21 protein-coding genes, 1 tRNA gene and 5 pseudogenes are annotated in these 20,053 nt (G+C 56.6%); 12 read left to right on the top strand and 15 right to left on the bottom strand.

Annotation, left to right across the window (positions count from 1 at the left end; translation table 11 throughout):
- Window positions 1-89: 89 nt before the first annotated feature.
- The 3 genes from CRN80_RS19025 to CRN80_RS19015 all read right to left on the bottom strand — a co-directional run bounded on the left by CRN80_RS19025 (window position 90) and on the right by CRN80_RS19015 (window position 2,972).
- Window positions 90-623, bottom strand: a complete 534-nt coding sequence (locus CRN80_RS19025; RefSeq protein ID WP_098950794.1) for a GNAT family N-acetyltransferase — start codon at window positions 621-623, stop codon at window positions 90-92.
- Window positions 613-1,824 carry a YeeE/YedE family protein gene (locus CRN80_RS19020; RefSeq protein ID WP_098950793.1) on the bottom strand — a complete coding sequence of 404 codons (1,212 nt, stop codon included), beginning with the start codon at window positions 1,822-1,824 and terminating at the stop codon, window positions 613-615. Before CRN80_RS19020 ends, CRN80_RS19025 begins: the two co-directional genes overlap by 11 nt.
- 530 nt (window positions 1,825-2,354) lie before the next feature.
- The gene (locus CRN80_RS19015) at window positions 2,355-2,972 is read right to left on the bottom strand and encodes a TetR/AcrR family transcriptional regulator (protein ID WP_032896070.1); all 618 of its coding nucleotides are present in this window, start codon (window positions 2,970-2,972) and stop codon (window positions 2,355-2,357) included.
- A gap of 134 nt (window positions 2,973-3,106) precedes the next feature.
- Between CRN80_RS19015 and CRN80_RS19010 the strand changes: the two genes are divergently transcribed.
- Window positions 3,107-3,547: a hotdog fold domain-containing protein gene (locus CRN80_RS19010; RefSeq protein ID WP_032896069.1), complete on the top strand. Its 441-nt coding sequence runs from the start codon at window positions 3,107-3,109 to the stop codon at window positions 3,545-3,547.
- A gap of 75 nt (window positions 3,548-3,622) precedes the next feature.
- Here the strand turns inward: CRN80_RS19010 and CRN80_RS19005 are convergent, their stop codons facing one another.
- Window positions 3,623-4,933: a HAMP domain-containing sensor histidine kinase gene (locus CRN80_RS19005; RefSeq protein ID WP_098950792.1), complete on the bottom strand. Its 1,311-nt coding sequence runs from the start codon at window positions 4,931-4,933 to the stop codon at window positions 3,623-3,625.
- On the bottom strand, window positions 4,926-5,600 hold the full coding sequence (locus CRN80_RS19000) for a response regulator transcription factor (RefSeq protein WP_098950791.1): 675 nt from the start codon (window positions 5,598-5,600) through the stop codon (window positions 4,926-4,928). The genes CRN80_RS19005 and CRN80_RS19000 overlap by 8 nt, the downstream gene beginning before the upstream one ends.
- Window positions 5,601-5,737: 137 nt before the next feature.
- Between CRN80_RS19000 and CRN80_RS31260 the strand changes: the two genes are divergently transcribed.
- The 6 genes and pseudogenes from CRN80_RS31260 (at window position 5,738) to CRN80_RS18970 (ending at window position 8,098) form a co-directional block, all read left to right on the top strand.
- Window positions 5,738-5,911, top strand: a complete 174-nt coding sequence (locus CRN80_RS31260) for a hypothetical protein (protein ID WP_164692209.1) — start codon at window positions 5,738-5,740, stop codon at window positions 5,909-5,911.
- Complete coding sequence (locus CRN80_RS18995; protein WP_032896065.1) at window positions 5,892-6,239, top strand: hypothetical protein; 348 nt, start codon at window positions 5,892-5,894, stop codon at window positions 6,237-6,239. Before CRN80_RS31260 ends, CRN80_RS18995 begins: the two co-directional genes overlap by 20 nt.
- Before the next feature lie 125 nt (window positions 6,240-6,364).
- A pseudogene (locus CRN80_RS18990) lies at window positions 6,365-6,499 on the top strand (benzoate transporter); the annotation flags it as partial.
- Window positions 6,500-6,785: 286 nt separating this feature from the next.
- Window positions 6,786-6,995, top strand: a complete 210-nt coding sequence (locus CRN80_RS18985; protein WP_098950790.1) for a BrnT family toxin — start codon at window positions 6,786-6,788, stop codon at window positions 6,993-6,995.
- A complete protein-coding gene (locus CRN80_RS18980; protein ID WP_032896063.1) occupies window positions 6,970-7,335 on the top strand; it encodes a BrnA antitoxin family protein in 366 nt (121 codons plus the stop codon). Before CRN80_RS18985 ends, CRN80_RS18980 begins: the two co-directional genes overlap by 26 nt.
- A gap of 211 nt (window positions 7,336-7,546) precedes the next feature.
- Entirely contained in the window at window positions 7,547-8,098 is a 552-nt protein-coding gene (locus CRN80_RS18970) for a hypothetical protein (RefSeq protein ID WP_032896061.1), read from the top strand.
- 91 nt (window positions 8,099-8,189) lie between these two features.
- Here CRN80_RS18970 and CRN80_RS18965 read toward each other — a convergent pair whose 3' ends face one another.
- Entirely contained in the window at window positions 8,190-9,089 is a 900-nt protein-coding gene (locus tag CRN80_RS18965; RefSeq protein WP_098952639.1) for a LysR family transcriptional regulator, read from the bottom strand.
- A gap of 183 nt (window positions 9,090-9,272) precedes the next feature.
- On the opposite strand from CRN80_RS18965, the pseudogene CRN80_RS18960 reads away from it, so the two are divergent.
- A pseudogene (locus CRN80_RS18960) lies at window positions 9,273-10,283 on the top strand (NAD(P)-dependent alcohol dehydrogenase).
- Here CRN80_RS18960 and CRN80_RS32165 read toward each other — a convergent pair.
- Window positions 10,214-10,366: pseudogene (locus CRN80_RS32165) on the bottom strand (transposase domain-containing protein); the annotation flags it as partial. The pseudogenes CRN80_RS18960 and CRN80_RS32165 sit on opposite strands and share 70 nt — an antisense overlap.
- Window positions 10,367-10,665: 299 nt before the next feature.
- Here CRN80_RS32165 and CRN80_RS18955 point away from each other — a divergent pair.
- Window positions 10,666-11,589 carry an Abi family protein gene (locus tag CRN80_RS18955; protein ID WP_235369442.1) on the top strand — a complete coding sequence of 308 codons (924 nt, stop codon included), beginning with the start codon at window positions 10,666-10,668 and terminating at the stop codon, window positions 11,587-11,589.
- Between the two features lie 356 nt (window positions 11,590-11,945).
- On the opposite strand, the gene CRN80_RS18950 is transcribed toward CRN80_RS18955, so the two are convergent.
- The 4 genes from CRN80_RS18950 to CRN80_RS18935 all read right to left on the bottom strand — a co-directional run bounded on the left by CRN80_RS18950 (window position 11,946) and on the right by CRN80_RS18935 (window position 16,321).
- Window positions 11,946-12,851, bottom strand: coding sequence for a DMT family transporter (locus CRN80_RS18950; RefSeq protein ID WP_032896059.1), 906 nt, complete (start codon window positions 12,849-12,851; stop codon window positions 11,946-11,948).
- Entirely contained in the window at window positions 12,841-14,178 is a 1,338-nt protein-coding gene (ectB, locus tag CRN80_RS18945; protein WP_256588507.1) for a diaminobutyrate--2-oxoglutarate transaminase, read from the bottom strand. Before ectB ends, CRN80_RS18950 begins: the two co-directional genes overlap by 11 nt.
- Window positions 14,179-14,227: 49 nt before the next feature.
- Window positions 14,228-15,571, bottom strand: a complete 1,344-nt coding sequence (locus tag CRN80_RS18940; protein ID WP_034136062.1) for a SidA/IucD/PvdA family monooxygenase — start codon at window positions 15,569-15,571, stop codon at window positions 14,228-14,230.
- Window positions 15,572-15,697: 126 nt separating this feature from the next.
- On the bottom strand, window positions 15,698-16,321 hold the full coding sequence (locus tag CRN80_RS18935) for a glutathione S-transferase family protein (protein ID WP_098950788.1): 624 nt from the start codon (window positions 16,319-16,321) through the stop codon (window positions 15,698-15,700).
- An 83-nt stretch (window positions 16,322-16,404) separates the two neighbouring features.
- Between CRN80_RS18935 and CRN80_RS18930 the strand changes: the two genes are divergently transcribed.
- A complete protein-coding gene (locus tag CRN80_RS18930) occupies window positions 16,405-17,250 on the top strand; it encodes an AraC family transcriptional regulator (protein ID WP_003192723.1) in 846 nt (281 codons plus the stop codon).
- A 7-nt stretch (window positions 17,251-17,257) separates the two neighbouring features.
- Here the strand turns inward: CRN80_RS18930 and CRN80_RS31780 are convergent.
- Window positions 17,258-17,358: pseudogene (locus CRN80_RS31780) on the bottom strand (integrase); the annotation flags it as partial.
- A gap of 638 nt (window positions 17,359-17,996) precedes the next feature.
- Between CRN80_RS31780 and CRN80_RS18920 the strand changes: the two are divergent.
- Window positions 17,997-18,371 carry a hypothetical protein gene (locus CRN80_RS18920; protein ID WP_044274447.1) on the top strand — a complete coding sequence of 125 codons (375 nt, stop codon included), beginning with the start codon at window positions 17,997-17,999 and terminating at the stop codon, window positions 18,369-18,371.
- Between the two features lie 161 nt (window positions 18,372-18,532).
- The gene (locus tag CRN80_RS31255; RefSeq protein WP_044274449.1) at window positions 18,533-18,736 is read left to right on the top strand and encodes a hypothetical protein; all 204 of its coding nucleotides are present in this window, start codon (window positions 18,533-18,535) and stop codon (window positions 18,734-18,736) included.
- On the opposite strand, the pseudogene CRN80_RS31775 reads toward CRN80_RS31255, so the two are convergent.
- The 3 genes and pseudogenes from CRN80_RS31775 to CRN80_RS18905 form a co-directional block, all read right to left on the bottom strand.
- Window positions 18,688-18,870: pseudogene (locus tag CRN80_RS31775) on the bottom strand (ParA family protein); the annotation flags it as partial. The gene CRN80_RS31255 and the pseudogene CRN80_RS31775 overlap by 49 nt on opposite strands.
- Before the next feature lie 70 nt (window positions 18,871-18,940).
- Window positions 18,941-19,016: transfer RNA gene (locus CRN80_RS18910), tRNA-Asn, on the bottom strand.
- 33 nt (window positions 19,017-19,049) lie between these two features.
- Window positions 19,050-19,973, bottom strand: a complete 924-nt coding sequence (locus CRN80_RS18905) for a LysR family transcriptional regulator (protein WP_098950786.1) — start codon at window positions 19,971-19,973, stop codon at window positions 19,050-19,052.
- Window positions 19,974-20,053: the final 80 nt, after the last annotated feature.

Below are 20,053 nucleotides of genomic sequence, written 5' to 3'. Positions count from 1 at the left end.
GGTTGTCCTTCTGGCTTGTGTCTATGGGGAGACGATAGAGCCATGGTAAGGACAACGCTCGGAGGACGACAGGCAAGAGGAGGACTACTTCAGGACGGATTCGGACATACCACTTTGTACGCCATGGCACAGCGGCTGCCAGGGACGAAACCTTGGGCGTATTCATCCGCCAGGGTATTTTCCAGGCGCTGATCGGTATGGGGCTCAAAGCCCAGGCGCCGATAGAACGGCGCATTCCAGGGCACATGCTTGAAGGTGGTCAAGGTCACCGCACGCAGTTGCTGGGCGCGTGCGTGGTGGATCGCCGTTTCCACCAGCCTGCGTCCCCAGCCCTGGCCTTGCAATGGCTGGGCAACCGAGACTTCATGGATATGCAGGTCGTCGCCAAAACGTTCTGCGCTGAGGAAGCCTTGGAGCTGGTCATGGGTGTCGACCACCACCCAGCAGGTCGATAGCGCGATCCACTGGCGATGGCACTCGACACTGATCGACGCAGCATCCGCCAGCCAACCCAGGCCTTCAATGGCCCGGAATGCCTGGGCAGCGCAATGCTCGATGGCGGGTAATAACCCGGCATCTTGCGCTCGCGCCAGGCGAATGTGAGTGCACGGCTCAGCAGCCACTCAAGGCCACCTTGGGCCGCTCACCCGCGAAGAAAAAGGGCCGCAAGCGCACACCCACGCTGTTGCCGATAAAGGCCGCCACCAGCCATACCCAGCCATGCAGGCTGCCCGAGGCGATGCCGCTGAAGTAGGCGCCGATGTTGCAGCCATAGGCCAGGCGCGAACCGTAGCCGAGCATCAAGCCGCCGATCACAGCCGCGATCAACGAGCGCAGCGGGATGTTCAGGCTGGGGGCGAAACGCCCGGCCAGGCCTGCGGCCAACAACGCACCGAGAACAATGCCGATGTCCATGACGCTGGTGATGTCTTCCCACACAGGTGCAGCCAGGGCCTTGGCATTGCCCGGCATCTGCCAGAATGCCCAACTGGCGACGTCCACACCCAGCCCGCTCGCCACCTTGGCGCCCCACAATGCGAACGCGGAAGTAATGCCCCACGGCCGCCCGGCCAGGGCCAGGGTGGCGTAGTTGAGCAGCGCCAGGCCGATCGCGCCCCACACCAACGGCCATGGCCCGCGCAGGAAGCGGCGCAGCCCTTGGTGTTGGCTTTTTACGCCTTGTTCAAGTTGCCCATGACGACGCTTTTCCAGGCGCACAGTCACCACCGCGATCAGCGCGAACACCGCCAGGCTCAGCACCAGCGCCGGCAGCACACCAAAAGTTTTGACGATGGAAACCGCCGGAAACGACGGCAGTGCAAACCACCAGTCGACGTGGTGGGTGGCGATCAATGAGCCACAGATAAAGAACAGCAGCGTCACCAACATCCGCGCATTACCGCCGCCGACGGTGAACAAGGTGCCCGACGCACACCCGCCGCCCAGCTGCATGCCGATCCCGAAAATAAACGCCCCGAACACCACCGACACACCGGCCGGCGCCACCAGCCCGGTCACCGGCTGGCCAAACAAAGTGCCTGCGCCCAGCGCCGGGAAAAACAGCACCACCGCCACCGCCAGCATCACCATTTGCGCACGCAAGCCGGCGCCACGCCGATCATTGATAAACACACGCCAGGCTGAAGTAAAACCGAAGGCAGCGTGATACAAGGTCAGGCCGAGCGCGGCGCCGACCACCAGCAACAACACCTGGCGCGCGCCCACCGTGTTTTGCAGGAACAGAGCGCCCGCCACCAGGATGATAAAGGCGATCAGTGGCGCGACGGGCTTGCGCACGGGCGACAGGGAAAGAGAGGTGCTCATGGGGATCTCGATTGGTTGGAAGGAGGCAAGTATAGCCTCAGACGGAATTTGATCAGGTGTGGGCATTGCCCAAAGGCTCATTGTTTGACCCACCGCTTTCGCAGCCTCGCTAAAGCTCGACAGCTCCCACAGGGGATCGGCGGTGCATGTGGAATATCGGTTTGCAGGGCCATCGCGCCAAGCACAATGCTCAACAACAACACCGCTCAAAATGTAGGAGCTGTCGAGCCCCAGCGAGGCTGCAAAGGCGGCGGCACAGGCAACCTCTTCAGCGCCTGAACCACCGTTTTCGCAGCCTCGCTAAAGCTCGACAGCTCCCACAGGGGATCGGCGGTGCATGTGGAATATCGGTTTGCAGGGCCATCGCGACGAGCACAACTCCCGACAACACCACCGCGCAAATGTGGGAGCTGTCGAGCCCCAGCGAGGCTGCGATGGCGGCGGCACAGGCAACACTTTCATCGCCTGAACCACCGCTTTCGCAGCCTCGCTAAAGCTCGACAGCTCCCACAGGAGATGAGCAGGCCTGACTAACCCAGGCTGATCGACTTCCACGCCGCTTCAGCCAGCAGTTCGCGGTATTCAAATGGACTCTTTTTGACCTTCGCCGACAACCACGCACGCGAGTAACTTTCCGCCGCGCCGATAATCAACGAGGGAATCAGTTCTGCCGGCAAGTGGCTGAAATGCTCCTTGCGCCCTTCCCCGCTCATCCATTCCTTCAACTGCTGGTTGCGCTGTTTGTTGCGTGCAAGCAGCTCGTCCTTGAACGGGCCGCTGGACACGGCAAAGCGGCTTTGGAACACAAACCGCGCCCAATCCGGCTGTTCAGTCACCCATTCAACATAGCTGTACACCAGGCCGACGACGCCAGCGTGGGCGGTATCCGCCGCTTGCAGATAGTGGTCACGCAGGCTGGCCTGGTCCTCCAGCGCCGCAAAAAACAGCGCAGCGACCAGGCCCTCTTTATTGCCGAAGTGGTGATAGATAGCGCCCACGCTGGTGTCGCAGCGCGCGCGAATGGTTTCGATAGAGGTCGCCTCGATGCCCACCTCGTTAAAACACGCCAGCGCTTGGCGCAGGATGATGCGCTTGAGGTCGCTGCGCCTGCCGGGGAAGGTGCGCTCGATAAGATCGGTGGAGTGCATGGAAGAGGGCCAAATCAAAACAGTTTATAGGCTGAGCGCCCGGCAGAGAAAGCTCAGGTTGACAGGCATCGAATTTACAGAATATTGTTCCGCTACAGAATATTATTCTGCAACTGACCCCTGAGGATACTTCGATGAGCCAAGCCCTGAGCATGTTCAATAGCGTAGGCCCCGCCGCATTCAGCAACCTGGCCTGCCAGATGGCCCCCTACTTCAGCACCATCACGCCCCAGATCGCTGAACTCAAGCCCAACCATGCGGTGGTCACTGTGCCGTTTCGCAAGGAAATCACCAATCACCTGGCCTCCGTGCACGCCATCGCGCTGTGCAACGCCGCCGAACTGGCCGGTGGCATGATGACCGACGCGTCGATCCCCGCAGGCGCACGCTGGATACCCAAGGGCATGACTGTGGAATACCTGGCCAAGGCGAAAACCGATATCCGCGCCGTGGCCGATGGCAGCGCGATCGACTGGCAAACCGCGGGGGACAAGATCGTCCCGGTAGAGGTGTTCGATGCGGACGGCATCAAGGTATTCACCGCCCACATCACCATGAATGTGAAACTCGCTTAGGTACTCGCTCGTTCAGTGCCCCGCCACCGCGCAGGCAGGCCAGCTCACTCACCCGGTGAAATGCGCAGCCTGCCTTTACCCTACCGACTCCACAGCCCGCAGCTTCACCACATCAAGCATGACCGTAAACCGCTGCTGCTCACGAATCACCTCAATCTGCCAGCCCAGCTTTGCGCATAACTCGCGCATCAACTGCAACCCCAGCCCATAGCCAAAATCATCGGACTCCTGCTGTGGCCCCGTCTCCCTGATGTGATTGGCAATCATCAGCCGCGGGTATTTGAAGCGGATTTCCACGGTGCCTTCTTCCGCGTATTGCAGCGCATTGCGCAGGAAGTTGCCGATCACGATGCGGCATGCGGTAGGAGGCAAGCGGCAAGGGCCGTCGTGGATGTCGATGCTCAGCTCAATATCCCGGTTACCGATCAGGTAGCGGTGTTTTTCAATCAGCTCGCCCACCAGTTCGCTCAGGTCAACGTCTTCTTCTGGCAGCGGCTCGGGACGTTCGCGGCTCATCCACAGCAATGTCTCAGCGATCAGTTGCATGTTCAGCACCGAGCGTTCTATGCGCTGCAATGAGGGCGGCAGCGCACCGCCCGATTGCAGGGCCAACAATTCGATGGTGGCCTTGAGCACCGCCAGGGGCGTGCGCAGTTCATGGCTGGTGTAACGCAACAAGCGGCCTTCTCGTTCGCTGGCGGCCTGCACCTGCTCAACACTTTTGGCCAGGGCATCGGCCAGCATATTGAACTCCTTGAAGCTGAAACCCGGCCGTGAGCCAGTCAGTGCCTCAGGGTCTTTGAGTGTGCCGGACCATTGCACCAGGCGCCCCAGCGGCCGAACCAGCCACCAGACCAGCAAGGCAATGATGATCAGCGCCGGCACGAATACCGCCAGGCTGATGAACTTGACACTCTCTATGACCTGATCGAAATAGGCGTCAGACAACGGCGTCTCCACCTCCCCGCCTGCTTCCTTATCGTGGTCGATGTCGTACATGTAGAGGGTTTTGCCGTCACCCAGGGGCTGTTCGAGGATGATCTGGAACGGCTCGTCGTCGTCATCGGAATAGAGATCGCCGAAGATATTCACCGCGCCGAAGGACAGGCTCGGCGATGTCGTGAGCAACTCGCGCACGTCCTGCGGCAACGCCTCCTTGCCGATGACGCTGGTATAGAAGTAATTGTGCGGCGTCGGCGTGGTCGGGTCCTGTTTGTAGTGCCGGAGAAAATACTGGGCTTCCTCCTCCATCATCGCGCTGGCGGTGTAGAACAGGCCGCGCACCGTGAATTCAGGCAGCAGCTTGCTGTAGATCACCAGCACCACCGCAATCAAACACAGGAAACTGCCACTGATCACCCACTTCAAGCTCAGGCCGTTACGCATGGGGTTTTACCTGAATGCCGACACCCGCCAGGGTATGGATCAATGGCCGGCCAAACGGTTTGTCTACCGCCTTGCGCAGCCGGTGCATGTGCACTTTGAGGGTATTGCTGTCGGGCGGCTCATCGCCCCAGATTTTGCTTTCCAACCGCTCCCTGGGAACAGGCTCGGGACTGGCACGCATCAGGTGCTCCAGCAAGGCCCAGCAGATGGGTGACAGATGCAGCTCCTGCCCTGCCCGGCTGACTTTGCGGGTGGTCAGCTCCATGACCAGGTCGTCCACTTGCAGGCGGCTGGTCTGGCCGCTGCGCCGCAGGCTCAAGGCGCGAATCCGCGCCACCAGTTCGGCGAGTTCGAACGGTTTGACTAAGTAGTCGTCGGCGCCCGCGGCAAAACTGGCGAGCTTGTCGGGCAACGCATCCAGCGAGGTCAGCATCAGGATGGGGGTCTGGATGCCTTGCTGGCGCAACCCTGCGCACACCTGCTGGCCGTCCAGTCGAGGCAGCATGATGTCTAGCAGAATGACGTCGTAATGCTGGTTGAGCGCCAGGTTGAGCCCGGCCTGGCCATTGCTGGCATGGTCGCAGACGATGCCGCTGATCTCCAGGTACTCGATGACGGTGGTGGCCAGGTCCAGGTTGTCCTCGACCAGCAGCAGATGAATATGCACGGAAAAAACCCCTCGGGCAGGCAGTGCGCAGCGGTGTGAAGGATAGCGGAAGTCGGGCGCTTTCCCCTGATGTTTACCTGACGTTAACCCCGTGCTGCTTAGGCTAAGGCTCTTCTTATCCAGAGCTCGTCACCGTCATGAACCTGTATTCGATGATCAAAGGGGTGCTGTTAGCCGTGATTTTCCTCGCGCTGATGGTGGGCATCCTTCCACAGCAAACGCAGTTGGTACGCATGGGAGGCAATGGCTGGTTTCTGGTTGGCCAGAACGTTGAGCAGACAGGGTCGTGTGATGTCGCCCGTGCGTCGTGATGAGATTGGCGCCAGCTATACCGGCCAGTTGGTCGCCTGCGTGGTGCTGGTTATTGGTGTGGCGGTTTCGATGGGTATCTATATCGCGCGCTTGAATGCGCACCTCGATGAGCAACGCGACCTGTCCTCGGTGTATCTGCCCGACTGCCCTGACGGCCGCGGTGGTTTTATGGTCTATCCCGATGACAGGCGCAGCGGTGACCAGTGCTACACCGCCGGTGAGGATGAATCGATGGAGGTCGATGAGGCGCAGCGGCTATCAGGCTCGAACCTGGCGCAATGGTTCGACTACCTCCTGCCTGCAATTCAAACCCCGAGCAGGCTCTAGATCCGTTCAGTGACCTCTGTAGGAGCGAGCTTGCTCGCGAAAAACGTCAACGATAACGCGTGCTCCCTGAATGAACGCGGCGCCTATGAGTTTTTCGCGAGCAAGCTCGCTCCTACGAGCCTATTGCGGCCGCCAACATCACGTTGCTCGGGATTGGCGGGGCGTTTTGGGGGCTGCTGATTGGGTTGGCGGCGTACGTCGTGCTTAATGGGCGGTTGCCGCGTCGGGAGCTTGATACTCGTGAGAACGCGGCTAACTGAGGCTCCACGACCTGGGCTCAAACCCTGCCCGCCTACCACGCAAACGCTTCGATATGACATTCGGTCATGTCTATACACGCCTTCCGACAAAGAAAACAGAACATGGCTACGTAAACAGACGCCCGTTGCGCACGGAAATCCGCAGGCAATCTCTGCAAGATCAAGCTCCAACTGATCGGAGGGAAAATGGCGTGTGCACGATATAGATCGTCACAGCCGATCATCCTGCCTGATCGTCCATTCATCGCTTTTTTATACATATAAAATATGCATAATGAAAACTTTCATGGTTCAATTCGATAACGCCAAAAACATCGCTAATCAGCGCAAGCATAAAGGCGTAAGCCTTGCTGATGCCGAACCGGTGTTTTACGACGAGGCAGCCCTGGCCATGCAAGATCACGATCACGGAGAAGAACGCTGGGTGATCATGGGCACCGACGCAAACGGAGTATCTGGAGGTTTGAGCCATGAAAGACGAATACGACTTCAGTAACGCCAAGCGCGGCGCCATCGCCAGCAACAAAGGCAAAACCCGTATCACGATCATGCTGGACGATGCTGTGATCGAAGCCGCCCGTGAACGTGCCCAGAGTGCAGGCACCGGCTATCAGACCGTGATCAACAATCTACTGCGACAGGCATTGGTTTCCCAGGACACCTATAACCTAGCGCCAGCCTCGAAGAAGCAAGCCAAAACCTTGCAAGTCCTCAACAATGGCATCAGCGTCTCAGAGGTCGAAGCGTTGGAACAGCAGTTGATAGCGCTCGCTGGAGAATTGAATCGAATGCTTGTTAATCCACTGCCTGCCAAATCAAAAAGCAAACCTGTCTGAATCGAAGGGCTAGAGTTTGCTTCTTGCGAATCGCGCCATGCAGGCCAAATCCAAGGCAAAAAAAGCCTGCATCTCTGCAGCGCGCCTTCCGAGCAAGAGTCTCTCCCCGGTATCCTGGCTGAGCCAGACGCTACCAAGGCGGCCAGGAAAAAATTCCGTTTTGTGGAAATTGTTTCTATCAGGTCGATGTAATTCATAGGAAATGAAAGCCATGTACTTCAAGTTCATCACTCTGCTCGCACTCGCATTGCTCACTGGCTGCACGACAATCCCCTACGAAAAACCGCAAGACCGGTTGAACATCCAGAAAGATCTGTCTTTAAAACCTGAGGAAATCGTCACAATGACCCAGGTGAATTGGTGCGCCTACGCCTATGGAGAAGTGACGCCTTGCCACCCTCAGGAAGCGCTGGGGGTTCAGACTCGCACGAAATTGATATTGGCCAGTTACGACAAGCCCCACTACAAAACAATGGTTGAAGTACAAGCCAGCGACGTCATGTGCGCGCACTTACAAACGCCGGTAGATACCGCTCCAAATCTGTTTTTGTTCACCCAAGACTACGCCGTGCAGATTTGGCCAGTAGAGCCGAGTTTTAAACCGGATATCGCGAAGAAAAAGCTCATTGTGGAAACCCTGCTCCAACCAGGAAAGCGAACCTTGGTGGGCACTGAAAAGGATTATGTAAGGGACACGGGGCGAGGGAGAGCGGGGATGACGATGACCTCCATCGTAAACCTGGTCAATCCTTGTTCGATTTGAAGGGTAACCGTCCGGCTCCCCCACCTTAAGCGTCTACCGAACACATCTTGCACTAGTCCGTCTTGGTGCGGAGTCAGCCTATGAGCCAAGGTTAGTGCGCGGTGAACCAGTTGGGGTGTAGCACCGGAAAATGCTCCCTCAGCCAATCCACAAATGCCTCGACCTGAGGCGCAAGATGCGTTCTGCTTGGATAAAGCACGGAAACCAGACGAGGCTTTGGACGAAATGCCTTGAGCACCTCAACCAGTTCTCCGCTTGCGAGGAATGTCTCAACGGCAATTCCAGGCGCTTGAACAATGCCGAAGCCTGCAACACCGCATTGAACGTAGGCATTCGACTCATTCACGGTGATTCCACCCCGAGGCGTATGTGGACGATCTTCGCCGTCTACCGAGAAGTGCCAAGGCAGCGGTCTGTTATTTTGACCGGAAAGGAAGCTGACACATTGGTGGTCTACTAGATCTTGTAGGGTTATGGGTGCACCGCAGGCTTGGAGATAACCTGCAGACGCACAGGTCACCATGGTGGCGGTGCCAATTTCTCTAGCCACCATGCTTGAATCCGGGAGGTCACCAATGCGCAATACACAGTCGATGCCCTCGGCTACGAGTTCTACCGTACGGTCGGTCACGCCTAGCGCAAGCTCGATGTCGGGAAATGCCTCGGTAAATCTCCTGAGGCTTTCCATGAAACTGTGCTGGGAAAATGCAGTGGGGATGTCAATTCGAAGCCGCCCACGCAACGTCGACCCACTACGGTCGAACATGGAAGTGGTTTCTGCGATGGTTGCCAAAATCTCTTTGACGCGTTCGTAAAACCGCTCGCCCTCAGCAGTCAGTTTTACTTTACGCGTAGTGCGCTGGAACAGACGAACACCCAGCGAGGCTTCCAAATCCTGAATGGTGCGTGTGACGTGAGGGCGCCCGGCCTGCATTGCCTCAGCGACTTTGGTGAAGCTCCCCAGCTCCGCTAGCTTGGCGAATACTTGCATCGACTGTAGAAGCTCCATAAGTCTCTTCTCGTGAAGCGTGTTAACGGGATGATTGTTGCTGATCAGGATAACAATCCTGTTGGTTTCTGCACATTTATCTAGAGCCGCGAAACCTCAACAATGTCCTCAGCGTAAAGGAGGAGCGTTCCTCCCCTGCACATTCAAAATTGTTGGAGACAGAAAATGAAAGCGTGGCTTCTGAAAGATTTCGGCTTGGATAATCTGGTGCAGGGCGAAACGGAACCCCCCGCGCCCCAAGCGGGTTAGCTGCTGGTAAAAGTAGGCGCCGTATCACTCAATTTCCGGGACAAGGCCATCGTTGACGGCATCTATGAACCGCACATGGTGCCCAAGCCGCTGATCCCCATCAGCGATGCGGCGGGGACTGTCGTGGCAGTAGGTGAAGGTGTCAGCCGCTTTGCTATCGGAGATCGGGTCAACTCACACCTCTACTCACGTTGGTTGGACGGCATGCCTGGGCCAGATGAACCCAACTACTGCTTCGGCTCGCCATTGCCTGGTGGTCTGGCGCAATACATGATCATCCATGAAGACAGCGCAGTACGTGCCCCCGACAACATGTCAGATGAGGAAGCAGCGACCCTTCCCATTGCGGCTCTGACGGCGTGGTATGCGCTCGTCGATTATGGCCAGATCGAGGCCGGCCAAACCGTCTTGGTTCAGGGATCTGGAGGTGTTTCTGTGTTTGCAGCACAAATTGCTACGGCTTTGGGAGCCAAGGTTATCGTCACCTCCAGCCGTGATGACAATCTTGAAGCTGTAAAAAAACTGGGCGCGGTTGCGGGTGTGAATTATCGCACTACCCCTGAGTGGGCAGAGGAAGTTTTGAAACTCACTGACGGCAAGGGAGTGGATCTCCTGCTGGATGTGGCAGGCCGTGACGGCATCAATCAATCGATTGCTGCAACAAAGGCAGGTGGACGTATCGCACAGATCGGCTTTCTGACAGGCCAGACCTCTGCCTTGAACCTGATGCCTATGATTTTCCGGCAAACAACGATCCGCGGCATAGCCGTTGCTCCACGCTCGTCATTTGACCGAATGAACGAATTCATGAATGAGCACAAGATTCGCCCGGTCATCGACCACGTGTATCCGTTCGATCAAGCACGCGAAGCGTACGAACATTTGGCCAGAGGCGCCTTTGGCAAGGTCGTAATCAAAATCGCGTAGGACCGGGCCGCTTCAATCTCACTCGCCCGCTGCGACGGCAGGCGCGTGAGCACGGCCTTCAAATAAGCATGCGGATCATGCCCTCCGCCCTTCTCCAGCCCACTCAAGATTAATCAAAAGTGACAAATTCATAAATTCTCCAAAGCTCTCAGGCGCTGATAGTCCTATACACTCAGCCTACTCACGCACGCTGCCAGTCGATTGACACTGAGACGCTGATAGCCGAAAATTGGACCCAATAGCGCCCGATCCTCTGGGGCTGGCTCGTCCAGCTCTATGTTCGGGCCTTCTTGTTTATGGAACATGGCAGTTGCAACAGCTCTCGCCACCGAAGCCCTTTCGGACTTACCCAGACCTCGTTGCGTTACTGATTGAACGCGGTATGGGCATTGCCAACCCAGCCCGTTCGGAACGCAAACTTGCTCAGGTAGGCTACTACCGTCTGAGTGGTTACTGGTTCCCGGCGCGGGATTTTGTACGAGACCACTTGCAGAATGTTGTGCTCTGCGATGTGACCCAAAAGCCCCTTCGACAAAACTCCTTCCTTCCCGATACCACATTCGACGACGCGTTTAGCCTTTACCTTTTCGACAAAAAGTTGCGCCAATTAATGCTTGATGCCATCGAGCGAATCGAGATCCACGTTCGAACTGTCACTGCCCATGAAGTCGGGTATTACGGGGCGTTGGCCTATACGGATCCCAGTTTCATCGTCCCAAAGCAGACCCAAAACTGGACGGATAGAAGCAAAAGGCAACGCAACACTTGGCTAGAGTGGCTTGAAAGACAAAACGGTCTAGTTGCCCGCAGCCAAGAGGACTGCATTGAGTGGCACAAACGAAATCGCAAGGCGATTCCTTTCTGGGTAGCCATTGAGGCCTGGGACTTCGGTACGCTCTCCAAGTACTACGAGATACTCAAGGGCAACCACCAAAACCGTATCGCACAGCGCCTGGGCGTCTCGAACACCAGGACACTCAAGCTTTGGCTGCAAGAAATTAACACTCTTAGAAATCGCTGCGCACATCACAGTCGTATTTGGAATCAGGTATCAGCGAATGCGCTTCCTGATCTTCCTGCAGAGCCTTACTTCCAAACGTTGAAGTTGGATCACAGTGCACTCACCCGTCTTTACGGACAGATCGCTATCATCTGGTTCCTGGTACAACGTATCGGACCAAGCTCAGACTGGATCCGACATGTTGCGTATGTCATAGATTCCAAACCTAACCTTCCTGGGTGCCCGTTCGGGTCCCTCGGGCTTCCTTCTGAAGATGGTTTTCCGCGGCATTTGTTCGGCATCTGAAATCCCGTCTTTACCGTCCGGTGTCAGCAATAACAAGCACCATCACGCGCCTCAGGCGCTATCACTGCGCATAGCGTTACATCGATCTAACCAAACACGCCCAGTACACGGCTCAAATGATCCCGGAAACACTAGTCGTTGAGATGCGCGAGGAAGCGAAGATCCCGAAAGAACGATTAGCCGCAGATTCAGCAGCTTTTTCTCGTCCTTATTTGTGAGCTGGCACGATCTGCCCGGTCCGAGAAGTTGGCTGCAACGGATATAAACGACTACGCGCAAACCTTGTAGGCCTGCACGTAGCTTACCGATTGGCGGCACGCAACCAGGTTCACAGATGCCGTGCCCCCCCTCATCCGTCAGATAGCCTCAGGTAAGTTCTGAGCCTTTTCCGGCGGCTTGATTGAGCCGATGTACACCGCGAAGATAGTCAGTAGCGCGCCGGCGATCTGTAGCGAGGAGCTTGCCTTGCCGAGAAAAGCGACGTCGATGAAGTAAGTGATCACCGGTTCGAGCAGCAGGATCAGTCCGGCCAGCCCCAGGCTGAGGGCACCGATCGAACGATTGACCAGCAGCCAACCGACGAATTGCACCAGTACCCCGTAAATCACCAGCATCACCAAGGTTTGTCCGTCCACAATGGCCAGGCTTTCCCCGGTCGCCAGCGCGTATACCAGCAATACCAGGGCTGCCCACAGACTCAAGTTGAGCATCTGCGCAATCTTGTCACCGCCACCATCAGGCAGCTGAGTATTGAGCTTCAGGAAGTACACGCAAATGGCATACGCCAGCCCCGACAGCACCCCATACACCACGCCTTTGATCCCGACTCCGCTGGTCATTTCCGGCAACAGCAACAGGTACAGCCCGACGAAGGCCAGCGAAATGGAAATCAGGAAGTAGATCGAGGGCTTTTCCTTCAACAGGTACAGCCCCAGCAAGGTCATGAAGAACACCTGGCAGTTGGTCAGGATCGATCCGATGCCCGGACCAACGATGTAGATGCTCTGATGCCACAGCACCAAGTCGATCGCCAGAAATACTCCGGCCAGTGCAGTGTAGAGCTGGGCCTTGGCGCTTTTGAGTCGCACCGGCGTCTTGCGCACCTTGAGGAGCAGGAAGAACAGGATCGAGGCGATCAGCATCCGATAGAATCCGGCACCACCGGCGCCGATATGGGCGAAAGCCACCGCCAGTGCTGACAGGCTGAGCATCAGCCCGCCGATGGTCAACTCGATGATTGCCCGGTTGTTATTAGTCGACATGGGAGACCTCATTGGTAAAGCGCAACGTATCTGTATCCGTGTCCGATTCGCTGGACGAGGGGTATTCCAGTACCTGCTGCATGGCCTCAAAAATACTCGCCAGTCCGGTCTGCAGGGTTTCTGCGTCGATGGTCAGGGCCGGCATCAACTTGAGCACCTGATCTTGCGGGCCGCAGCGCTCGATGATCAATCGGCGCGTAAAGCACGCGCGCGTGACCGCGGCGGTCAATGACGCATCGTAGAACTCGATGCCATAAAACAGCCCGCGCCCACGCACCTGCTTGATATGCACAGCGAAGCGCTCGGTGACCTTGGCGAACCAGGACTTCAGGAGTGTTTCATTGGCCTGGATGTGCTTGACCAGACGGTCATCGCTCCAGAATTCCTGCAAGGTTTTGGTCGCGGCGACGAAGGCCAGGGTGTTGCCACGGAAGGTGCCGTTGTCTTCGCCGGGCGACCATTGATCCAGCTCTGGACGATGCAGCAGCAGGGCGAACGGCAGTCCGTAACCACTGAGGGATTTCGACAGGCAGACCATGTCCGGGGTGATACCGGACGGCTCGAAACTGAAGAAGGTCCCGGTGCGGCCGCAACCGGCCTGGATATCATCGATGATCAGCAGGATGTCGTGCTCAGCCGTCAGTTTGCGCAAACGCACCAGCCAGTCGGAAGACGCTACGTTGATTCCGCCTTCGCCCTGAATGGTTTCCAGAATCACCGCCGCAGGAAGATCCATGCCAGAGCTGTTGTCGTTCAGCAAACGCTCAAAATACTCGACGGAATCCAGACCTTTTAGGTAACCGTCGTAGGGCATGCGGAACACATAGGGATCGACGCCAGGTTGGCGATTATCGCGGTTGCCGGTCAGCCCCAGCGAGGTGTTCGACATCCCGTGAAAGCCATTGGTGAACGCGACGATGTGCTGCCGCCCGGTGACCTTGCGCGCCAGTTTGATGGCCGACTCCACCACGCTGGTGCCCGTGGGCGAGGTGAACTGCATTTTGTAAGACAGCGCCCGTGGCTCAAGAATGATCTTGCGCAAGTTGAAGAGAAACTCCTGCTTGGCCCGGCTGTGCATGTCCAGCGCCGCCTGGATCCCGTCACGTTGCAAGTAGTCGATTACCGCTGCCTTGACCGGTTTAGGGTTGTGACCATAGTTGACCGAGCCGGCGCAACTTAGAAAGTCGATGTAGGCCTGCCCCTTGAGGTCGTACAGATAGCTGCCCTGAGCCTGGTCGAAGACCACGGGGAAACTGCGGCAATAACTTCGCGCCTGGGACTCGACCTCGGCAAATATACCCAACTCATCCATTCCTGAAATTTCCATTTACGGCCTACTCATATAAGGGGTCGAGGTGCGTGCGATCAAAGGCGACTCAGGCGATTTTTTCTGCGGCGTCTTCCAGCCCCAGTTGTTCGCTCAACGACGTGAAAATTTCCCGGGCCCGCAGCGACAAGAGGCTGAAGGAGCCTGCATCGCCGTAGCCGTGGGACGACTCGCACAAACCGTTGAGGTAAAGCGCCGGTAAGTTGCAGCCTGCGCGCGCGGACAGGCGATAATCACGTCCGATGCGAATCACGCCCTGGGCATCACAGTCCAGGCTTTCGGCCAGGTCGCGCAGAATGGACGGGAAACGTTCGTCTTGGGCGCCGGTGCCCAGGTTGCGGAATCCGGTAGCCAGCACGACAGCGTCCAACTCAGGCAGTTGTTCGGTGGTCCCGGCCTGGGTGTCGAGTAGCGTCAGCGAGTAGCTGTGGCCGGTGGCTGTGCAAGCCTGGATGTCACTGAAACTCTTGATGGTGGTTCTGTTTTTACCCTGCAACTTGTCTTCATACATGCCTACATACAACTCCGAGATCACGTCGGCGTCGGCAGCGGAGTAGTTGGTGTAATGCAAGTGGCGGTTGATGTTCTTCTTCGCTTCGGCGGAACTGTTGTAGTACTGGTCAACAAAGGACGGGAAGTACACATGCTCGCTGAACTGGCTGGTGTCCTTGAGGCGGAAACCGTAGCCGCGCTGGATGTTGATGATCTCGAGGTGTGGGTAGCTATGGCGCAGGTGCAGCATGATCTCGATCGCACTCTGGCTGCCGCCTACTACCGCGACCCGCTTCAACTCGCGCTGTTGCGCTAGTTGCGCCAACCGCCCGAGGTACTGGGTCAAATGGAAAACCTGGTCGGCGGCGCAGTCGGTGAATGCCTGCGGGATCACGGGTGTCCGCCCGGGTGCGACGACCAGCGAGCGGGCAAAAAACTTGCTCCCGGTTTGCGTAGTCACGCAATACAGGTTGCTGACAGGGTCTGCCTGAATCGATGTCACGGCCTGGTTGTAAACCACGTCTTTGGCAAAGAAACCCGCGACCCAGCGCACGTACTCGGCGAATTCGCTGCGCAGCGGAAACTCCAAACCAAGATTGAGGTGCTCGAAAAGCCGATCATTTTCGAACAGGAAGTTGGTGAAGGTGTAGCGGCTGCGCGGGTTGCGTGGCGTCACCAAATCGCGGCTCGGATGATTCTGGATATCGCTGCCCGACAGCATCATCTGCGGTTGCCATTTCGTACTGCCCTGGCGCTCCAGGAACAGGCGTGTTCCCGCAAAGCCTAATTCTTCCAGGGCAATGGCCAAGGCGATGTTCGCGGGCCCAAAACCTATACCGATGACATCGTAGACTTGCCCGTCACGCCCTGAATCACTGGTATTAACGTTATGAACACTCACAGCTTTATCCCCATTTATTACAAAAGTCAGACTCGGCAAAGCAGAAAAGCCCCTGAGGTCTTTCCTGCATGCGGTCAACAAAAGTTGTTTGTCGTTATCTTTAATCGATATCGGTAGTGCTGTTCTTTAAACTTCTTGTGCCGCCAGCTTCAACCATTGTTGTACCGGTGCATACGCCAGGATGTTGTCGACATATCCCTGCAGTTGTGCCGGTATGGCAATACCATAACGACGGAAACGAAATACCACCGGAACAAACATGGCATCCACAATGCCGAAGTCGCCGCAGAGGAACTGCTTCGAACCGCTCAGCGCGCGCAGGTTGTTCCAGATATCGAACACGCGCATGACTTCTTCACGCGTCTGGGCGGTAAGCGTTTCAGGGGTATCACCGGTGTTCAGGCCGAACGACATCTGTGTGCGCAAGTGCGTGAAGCCGGAGTGCATCTCCGCCGCTGCGGCGCGCGCGAGTGCTTTGACCTGCGGGTCTCGGGGCCAGAGGTTGGCGCCAGGATAGGCGTCGGCAACGTATTCGCTGATGGCCAGGCTGTCGTTGATCACTATGCCATTGAGTAACAGCGCCGGGACTCGGCCAGAAGGCGAGTGTTCGAGGATTTGCTGGCGGGTGTCGCTCTGTTCCAGTTTCAGCTGAAGGGTTTCAAACGAAACGTCGGCTGTCACAAGAACCAGCCACGCACGAAATGACCATGACGACTTATTAAAATCCCCAATTACCAGTTTTGTAGACATCGCATCCCCTAGCTTGTTTTATGAAATAGGTGCTAAATTTAGCGACCTTTTTTTCATACGTATTGCACAAAACTGGACAATGGATGGACGGGATTCGCAGTGAAAAAGCCCCTCAAAAAGATAAGGATTTTGTTCAATTCTGGCGTATACCCGAAGGCGACTGCGAGTTGCTATCTGCGCGTTATAGCACCCAATCTTTCGGCCGACATTCACATGACAGATACGCTATCGGCGTTATAAGTAGCGGTGTTGAAAAGCTATTTTATCGCGGCAGTTACTACATGGGTGTCGCTGGCAGTGTGGTCACCATTACCCCTGGGGAGATCCACGACGGCTTGCCAGGCCACGATGAGGGCTGGATGTATCGAATGCTCTATATCGACCCCGAATGGGTCAATCGCGTAGTGTTTCAAGGGCGCTTTTCAGAGGATCATATTCATCTTTTTCAAACAGCTCTGAGCCAGGCCCCCGACTTCGCCCGCATCTTTTTGCATCAGCATCAACTCATTGAAAAATCCCCACCCAGCCTTGAGCGGGAAACTATCCTTCTGGATCTGGTGACAGAGCTTTTCGAGCGCAGCGGAGCGCCCATCGAACCAGTCAGTGCGGCTGAGCAGCACGCCGTGCAAAAGATCAAGAAGAAGCTCGAAGACGAGTTCGACAAACATCTGTCGCTGGAAGAGCTGGCGCAACTGGTGAACCTCGACCCTCTTTACCTGATCCGGGTGTTCAAAAAAAGCGTTGGCATCTCCCCCCACAGCTATCAAATCCAGAAAAGAATCGCCCAGGTCCAAAAACTGCTGCGCACCGGGTCCAGTCTCGCAGAAGCGTCATTCACTTGCGGCTTCTTCGATCAAAGCCACATGACCCGGGCCTTCAAAAAAGTAGTCGGCATTACACCGGGCAGTTTCCGTAACAGCAGTGCCTGAGCCTGTAAGTGCCATCTTGGATGTTGATCTTGCCGTAGTGCTCGGCCTCACGTTTTAAGCGCGTTAAGCCGGCCAAAAAATGGCCTCGCGCAGCCGCATGCCGGTGGCTCACTTGCGCAGAAGCGGGCGGGTGGAGACTGCATTGGCTGACGAAACCGGCGCCGCGAGATCCTGAGTCGGGTGAAGGCCGTGAAGCGATGACCGGGCCATGCCTGACTGTCAGTCAGGTGCACTCCATTGCGTGGGCTGCAGCCCCCTTATCTGTATCGCCGTTGCGGGTGACTTCGGTGTTTGTCACGCCGATTTTCACGAGGGGGGATGCCGCAAAGCCTTGTAAGAGTAATTACAGCGATAGACTTACAGAACACCAGTCATAAATCTAAGGCGGAGCCACAGGCAAATCGGATCAATTTGGCTGTCATTAGCTCCCCCCAAACGGGTCCAGAACGCGCCGCTCACTAGATGCCGCACGTTTCCTACATGATTCCAAGAAACGTCTGACTGGATCGCCATAACGTTTAAGTCGATTATCTGGACTGGTTCGCTGTCGTAGACAGCACCTGACTGGGTGACATGGATCTTGAAGGTCACCACGCTATCCGCGTTGATCAGCTGTAGTTCGCAAAGCATTCGGTAGCTCGGACAGTCGTCGACATTCTCGCCGACCGAATGCACCAACCCTCACTGTGACGGGAGCCTGCCGTCAGGTGGGGTCTCTACGTCACTTGCCAATCGCAGGAGACATGATGAAAATATCGCTTGCCTTATATGACGCGCTGACATCCATCAGTGTGCCAAATAACAAAGCTAAAGCTGTTGTAGATGCATGGGAGGACGATGTGAAAGATTTCGCTTCAATATCCGACTTAGAGCGTACCGAGTCGCACCTTCAGGGTTCGATCACTGCATTACGTACTGACCTCACCGCCTTGATTAAGGAGCAAGGCGCGGATTTGCGAACACTGGTCGAACGCCAAGCCAGTCAATTTCAAAGCTCAGTGTCAAAACTAGAATCAAACATAACGGTGCTTCGTTGGCAATTCTGGCTCCTGGTTCTCTGTTTTGGCTTCCCCATTTTGAAGAGCCTTTACGAGGTTTACGGGAAAGTCGTCACTTCTTGATCCATCGCGACACCCTCAGCCATCAGTAACCAACCGGTGGCCTATTAGCTTTAAGACGCCGGCCTTGTCCGTGTCCTGATTTGTAGCTATTCAGCCATGCGGGGAACACTCGCCGTATGGGCGACGTGTCTCGCCGTTTTGGGCTTTTTGCGGAGAGACACATGAAACTCGAAAACCTCACATCGTTGCAAACCCAGCTGTTCAAACTGCCAGTCGTCTTCACAGAGTGCGCTTGGTATGAGGCTGCCTACCTAGAGCAACCTGCGAGCTTCGGCGACTTGGACAGCCGCTTAGGCGACACCCTCGAAGCTGCCTATACATGCCTCTTCCCCCCGGTGTCGACAAGGATCAAATCGAAATCTTGAGCGAACACCGGTATCAAATTCTTGAGGCGAAAGCGTCCATCAGCAGCATGAAGCAACAAACTTCCAAGCTGATTTAACGGATCATTCGAATGGATCAGTGAGAGATTAGGGATGCAGGTCTTGGAAATGACCTGTAAGCGTTTGGATTGCTGGGTCAAATCCCAAGCAAAAAAAAGCCTGCATCTCTGCAGGCTTTTCTCTATCTGGCTCCACGACCTGGACTCGAACCAGGGACCCAATGATTAACAGTCATTTGCTCTACCAACTGAGCTATCGCGGAATGCGCCGTATGTTACTGATTAAAAAGAAGAAGTCAAGCATCCTCTGACACTTTGCGTAAATCGCCCCCCTGCTCGCTTGAATACGACGGTTCCCTGGCCAGCTCCAACCAGGCTCGCGCTGCCGGTGGCAGGTGGGCGCTGGCGCGCCAGGCCAGGGCGATGTGCCAATCGGTGTGGGGTTCGTCCAGAGGGATCAAGGCGATGCCGGGGTGTTGGTGTTTGTGCGCCAGCATCCGCGGCAGGAAGGCGACGCCCAGCCCGGCGGTGACCAGGTCGACGATAAAGTCTATTTGGCCACTGCGGGCGGTGACTTTGGGTGTCACGCCTTTGCGTTCACAGGCGCTGAGGATCTTGGCGTTGAGGGCAAAGCCGGCTTCGAACAGGATGAACGGCGAGTCGGCCAGGTCGGTGAAGTCGATGCGCTCGCGCCGGGCCAGTGGGTGGCCCATGGGCAACACGGCGATCAATGGCTCGTTGCGCACCGGTTGGTAGTCAAAACCTTCATCAACCGGCAGCAGCAAGGCGGCGAGGTCCACCTCTCCCGCTTCCAGACATTCGCGCAGCCTTTTACTGCCGTACTCGGTCAGTTCGATGTCGATGCCCGGGTAGCGGCTGCGGTAAGTGGCAAACATGGCCGCGAACAGCACGCCGCACCCTACCGGCGGCAGGCCGATGCGCAGCACGCCGCGCTTGAGGCCGCGCAGGTCGTTGATTTCAGCCATCAGGTCGGTGCGTTCGGCGAGCATTACCAAGGCGCGGCGGTAGGCAATTTCGCCGGCGGCGGTGAGTTCGTTCTTGTGGCCGAGACGATTGAGCAGTGGCATGCCCAACTCGTCCTCAAGGGTCTTGACCGCTTTGCTGACGGTGGACTGGGTGAGGGCAACCACTTCGGCTGCCTGGGAGAACCCGCCCTGGCGCACCACTTCGACAAACGCACGCAAGGTTCGCAGGTTCATCAGTATTCCTTTGGCGACTGGATAGCAGTGATAAAAGTTGTTTTCATCATGGCATAACTTTGCTTAGGGTGTAGCACTTT

Source organism: Pseudomonas sp. FDAARGOS_380 (genome assembly GCF_002591235.1).
GTDB classification, from domain to species: domain Bacteria; phylum Pseudomonadota; class Gammaproteobacteria; order Pseudomonadales; family Pseudomonadaceae; genus Aquipseudomonas; species Aquipseudomonas salmasensis.
The sequence above is the reverse complement of the archived record's forward strand: the minus strand, read 5'-3'. Positions and strand labels throughout refer to the sequence as shown.

Coding starts and splice junctions, on each gene's coding strand:
- CRN80_RS18955 (WP_235369442.1), top strand. CDS start 10,666: ATGGGCATTGCCAACCCAGCCCGTTCGGAACGCAAACTTGCTCAGGTA.
- CRN80_RS31260 (WP_164692209.1), top strand. CDS start 5,738: ATGAACCTGTATTCGATGATCAAAGGGGTGCTGTTAGCCGTGATTTTC.
- CRN80_RS19010 (WP_032896069.1), top strand. CDS start 3,107: ATGAGCCAAGCCCTGAGCATGTTCAATAGCGTAGGCCCCGCCGCATTC.
- CRN80_RS18965 (WP_098952639.1), bottom strand. CDS start 9,089: ATGCAAGTATTCGCCAAGCTAGCGGAGCTGGGGAGCTTCACCAAAGTC.
- CRN80_RS18970 (WP_032896061.1), top strand. CDS start 7,547: ATGTACTTCAAGTTCATCACTCTGCTCGCACTCGCATTGCTCACTGGC.
- CRN80_RS18930 (WP_003192723.1), top strand. CDS start 16,405: ATGGACGGGATTCGCAGTGAAAAAGCCCCTCAAAAAGATAAGGATTTT.
- CRN80_RS18935 (WP_098950788.1), bottom strand. CDS start 16,321: ATGTCTACAAAACTGGTAATTGGGGATTTTAATAAGTCGTCATGGTCA.
- CRN80_RS18995 (WP_032896065.1), top strand. CDS start 5,892: ATGTCGCCCGTGCGTCGTGATGAGATTGGCGCCAGCTATACCGGCCAG.
- CRN80_RS18950 (WP_032896059.1), bottom strand. CDS start 12,851: ATGTCGACTAATAACAACCGGGCAATCATCGAGTTGACCATCGGCGGG.
- CRN80_RS19005 (WP_098950792.1), bottom strand. CDS start 4,933: ATGCGTAACGGCCTGAGCTTGAAGTGGGTGATCAGTGGCAGTTTCCTG.
- CRN80_RS19015 (WP_032896070.1), bottom strand. CDS start 2,972: ATGCACTCCACCGATCTTATCGAGCGCACCTTCCCCGGCAGGCGCAGC.
- CRN80_RS18980 (WP_032896063.1), top strand. CDS start 6,970: ATGAAAGACGAATACGACTTCAGTAACGCCAAGCGCGGCGCCATCGCC.
- CRN80_RS18985 (WP_098950790.1), top strand. CDS start 6,786: ATGGTTCAATTCGATAACGCCAAAAACATCGCTAATCAGCGCAAGCAT.
- CRN80_RS19020 (WP_098950793.1), bottom strand. CDS start 1,824: ATGAGCACCTCTCTTTCCCTGTCGCCCGTGCGCAAGCCCGTCGCGCCA.
- CRN80_RS18905 (WP_098950786.1), bottom strand. CDS start 19,973: ATGAACCTGCGAACCTTGCGTGCGTTTGTCGAAGTGGTGCGCCAGGGC.
- CRN80_RS18920 (WP_044274447.1), top strand. CDS start 17,997: ATGAAAATATCGCTTGCCTTATATGACGCGCTGACATCCATCAGTGTG.
- CRN80_RS31255 (WP_044274449.1), top strand. CDS start 18,533: ATGAAACTCGAAAACCTCACATCGTTGCAAACCCAGCTGTTCAAACTG.
- ectB (WP_256588507.1), bottom strand. CDS start 14,178: ATGGAAATTTCAGGAATGGATGAGTTGGGTATATTTGCCGAGGTCGAG.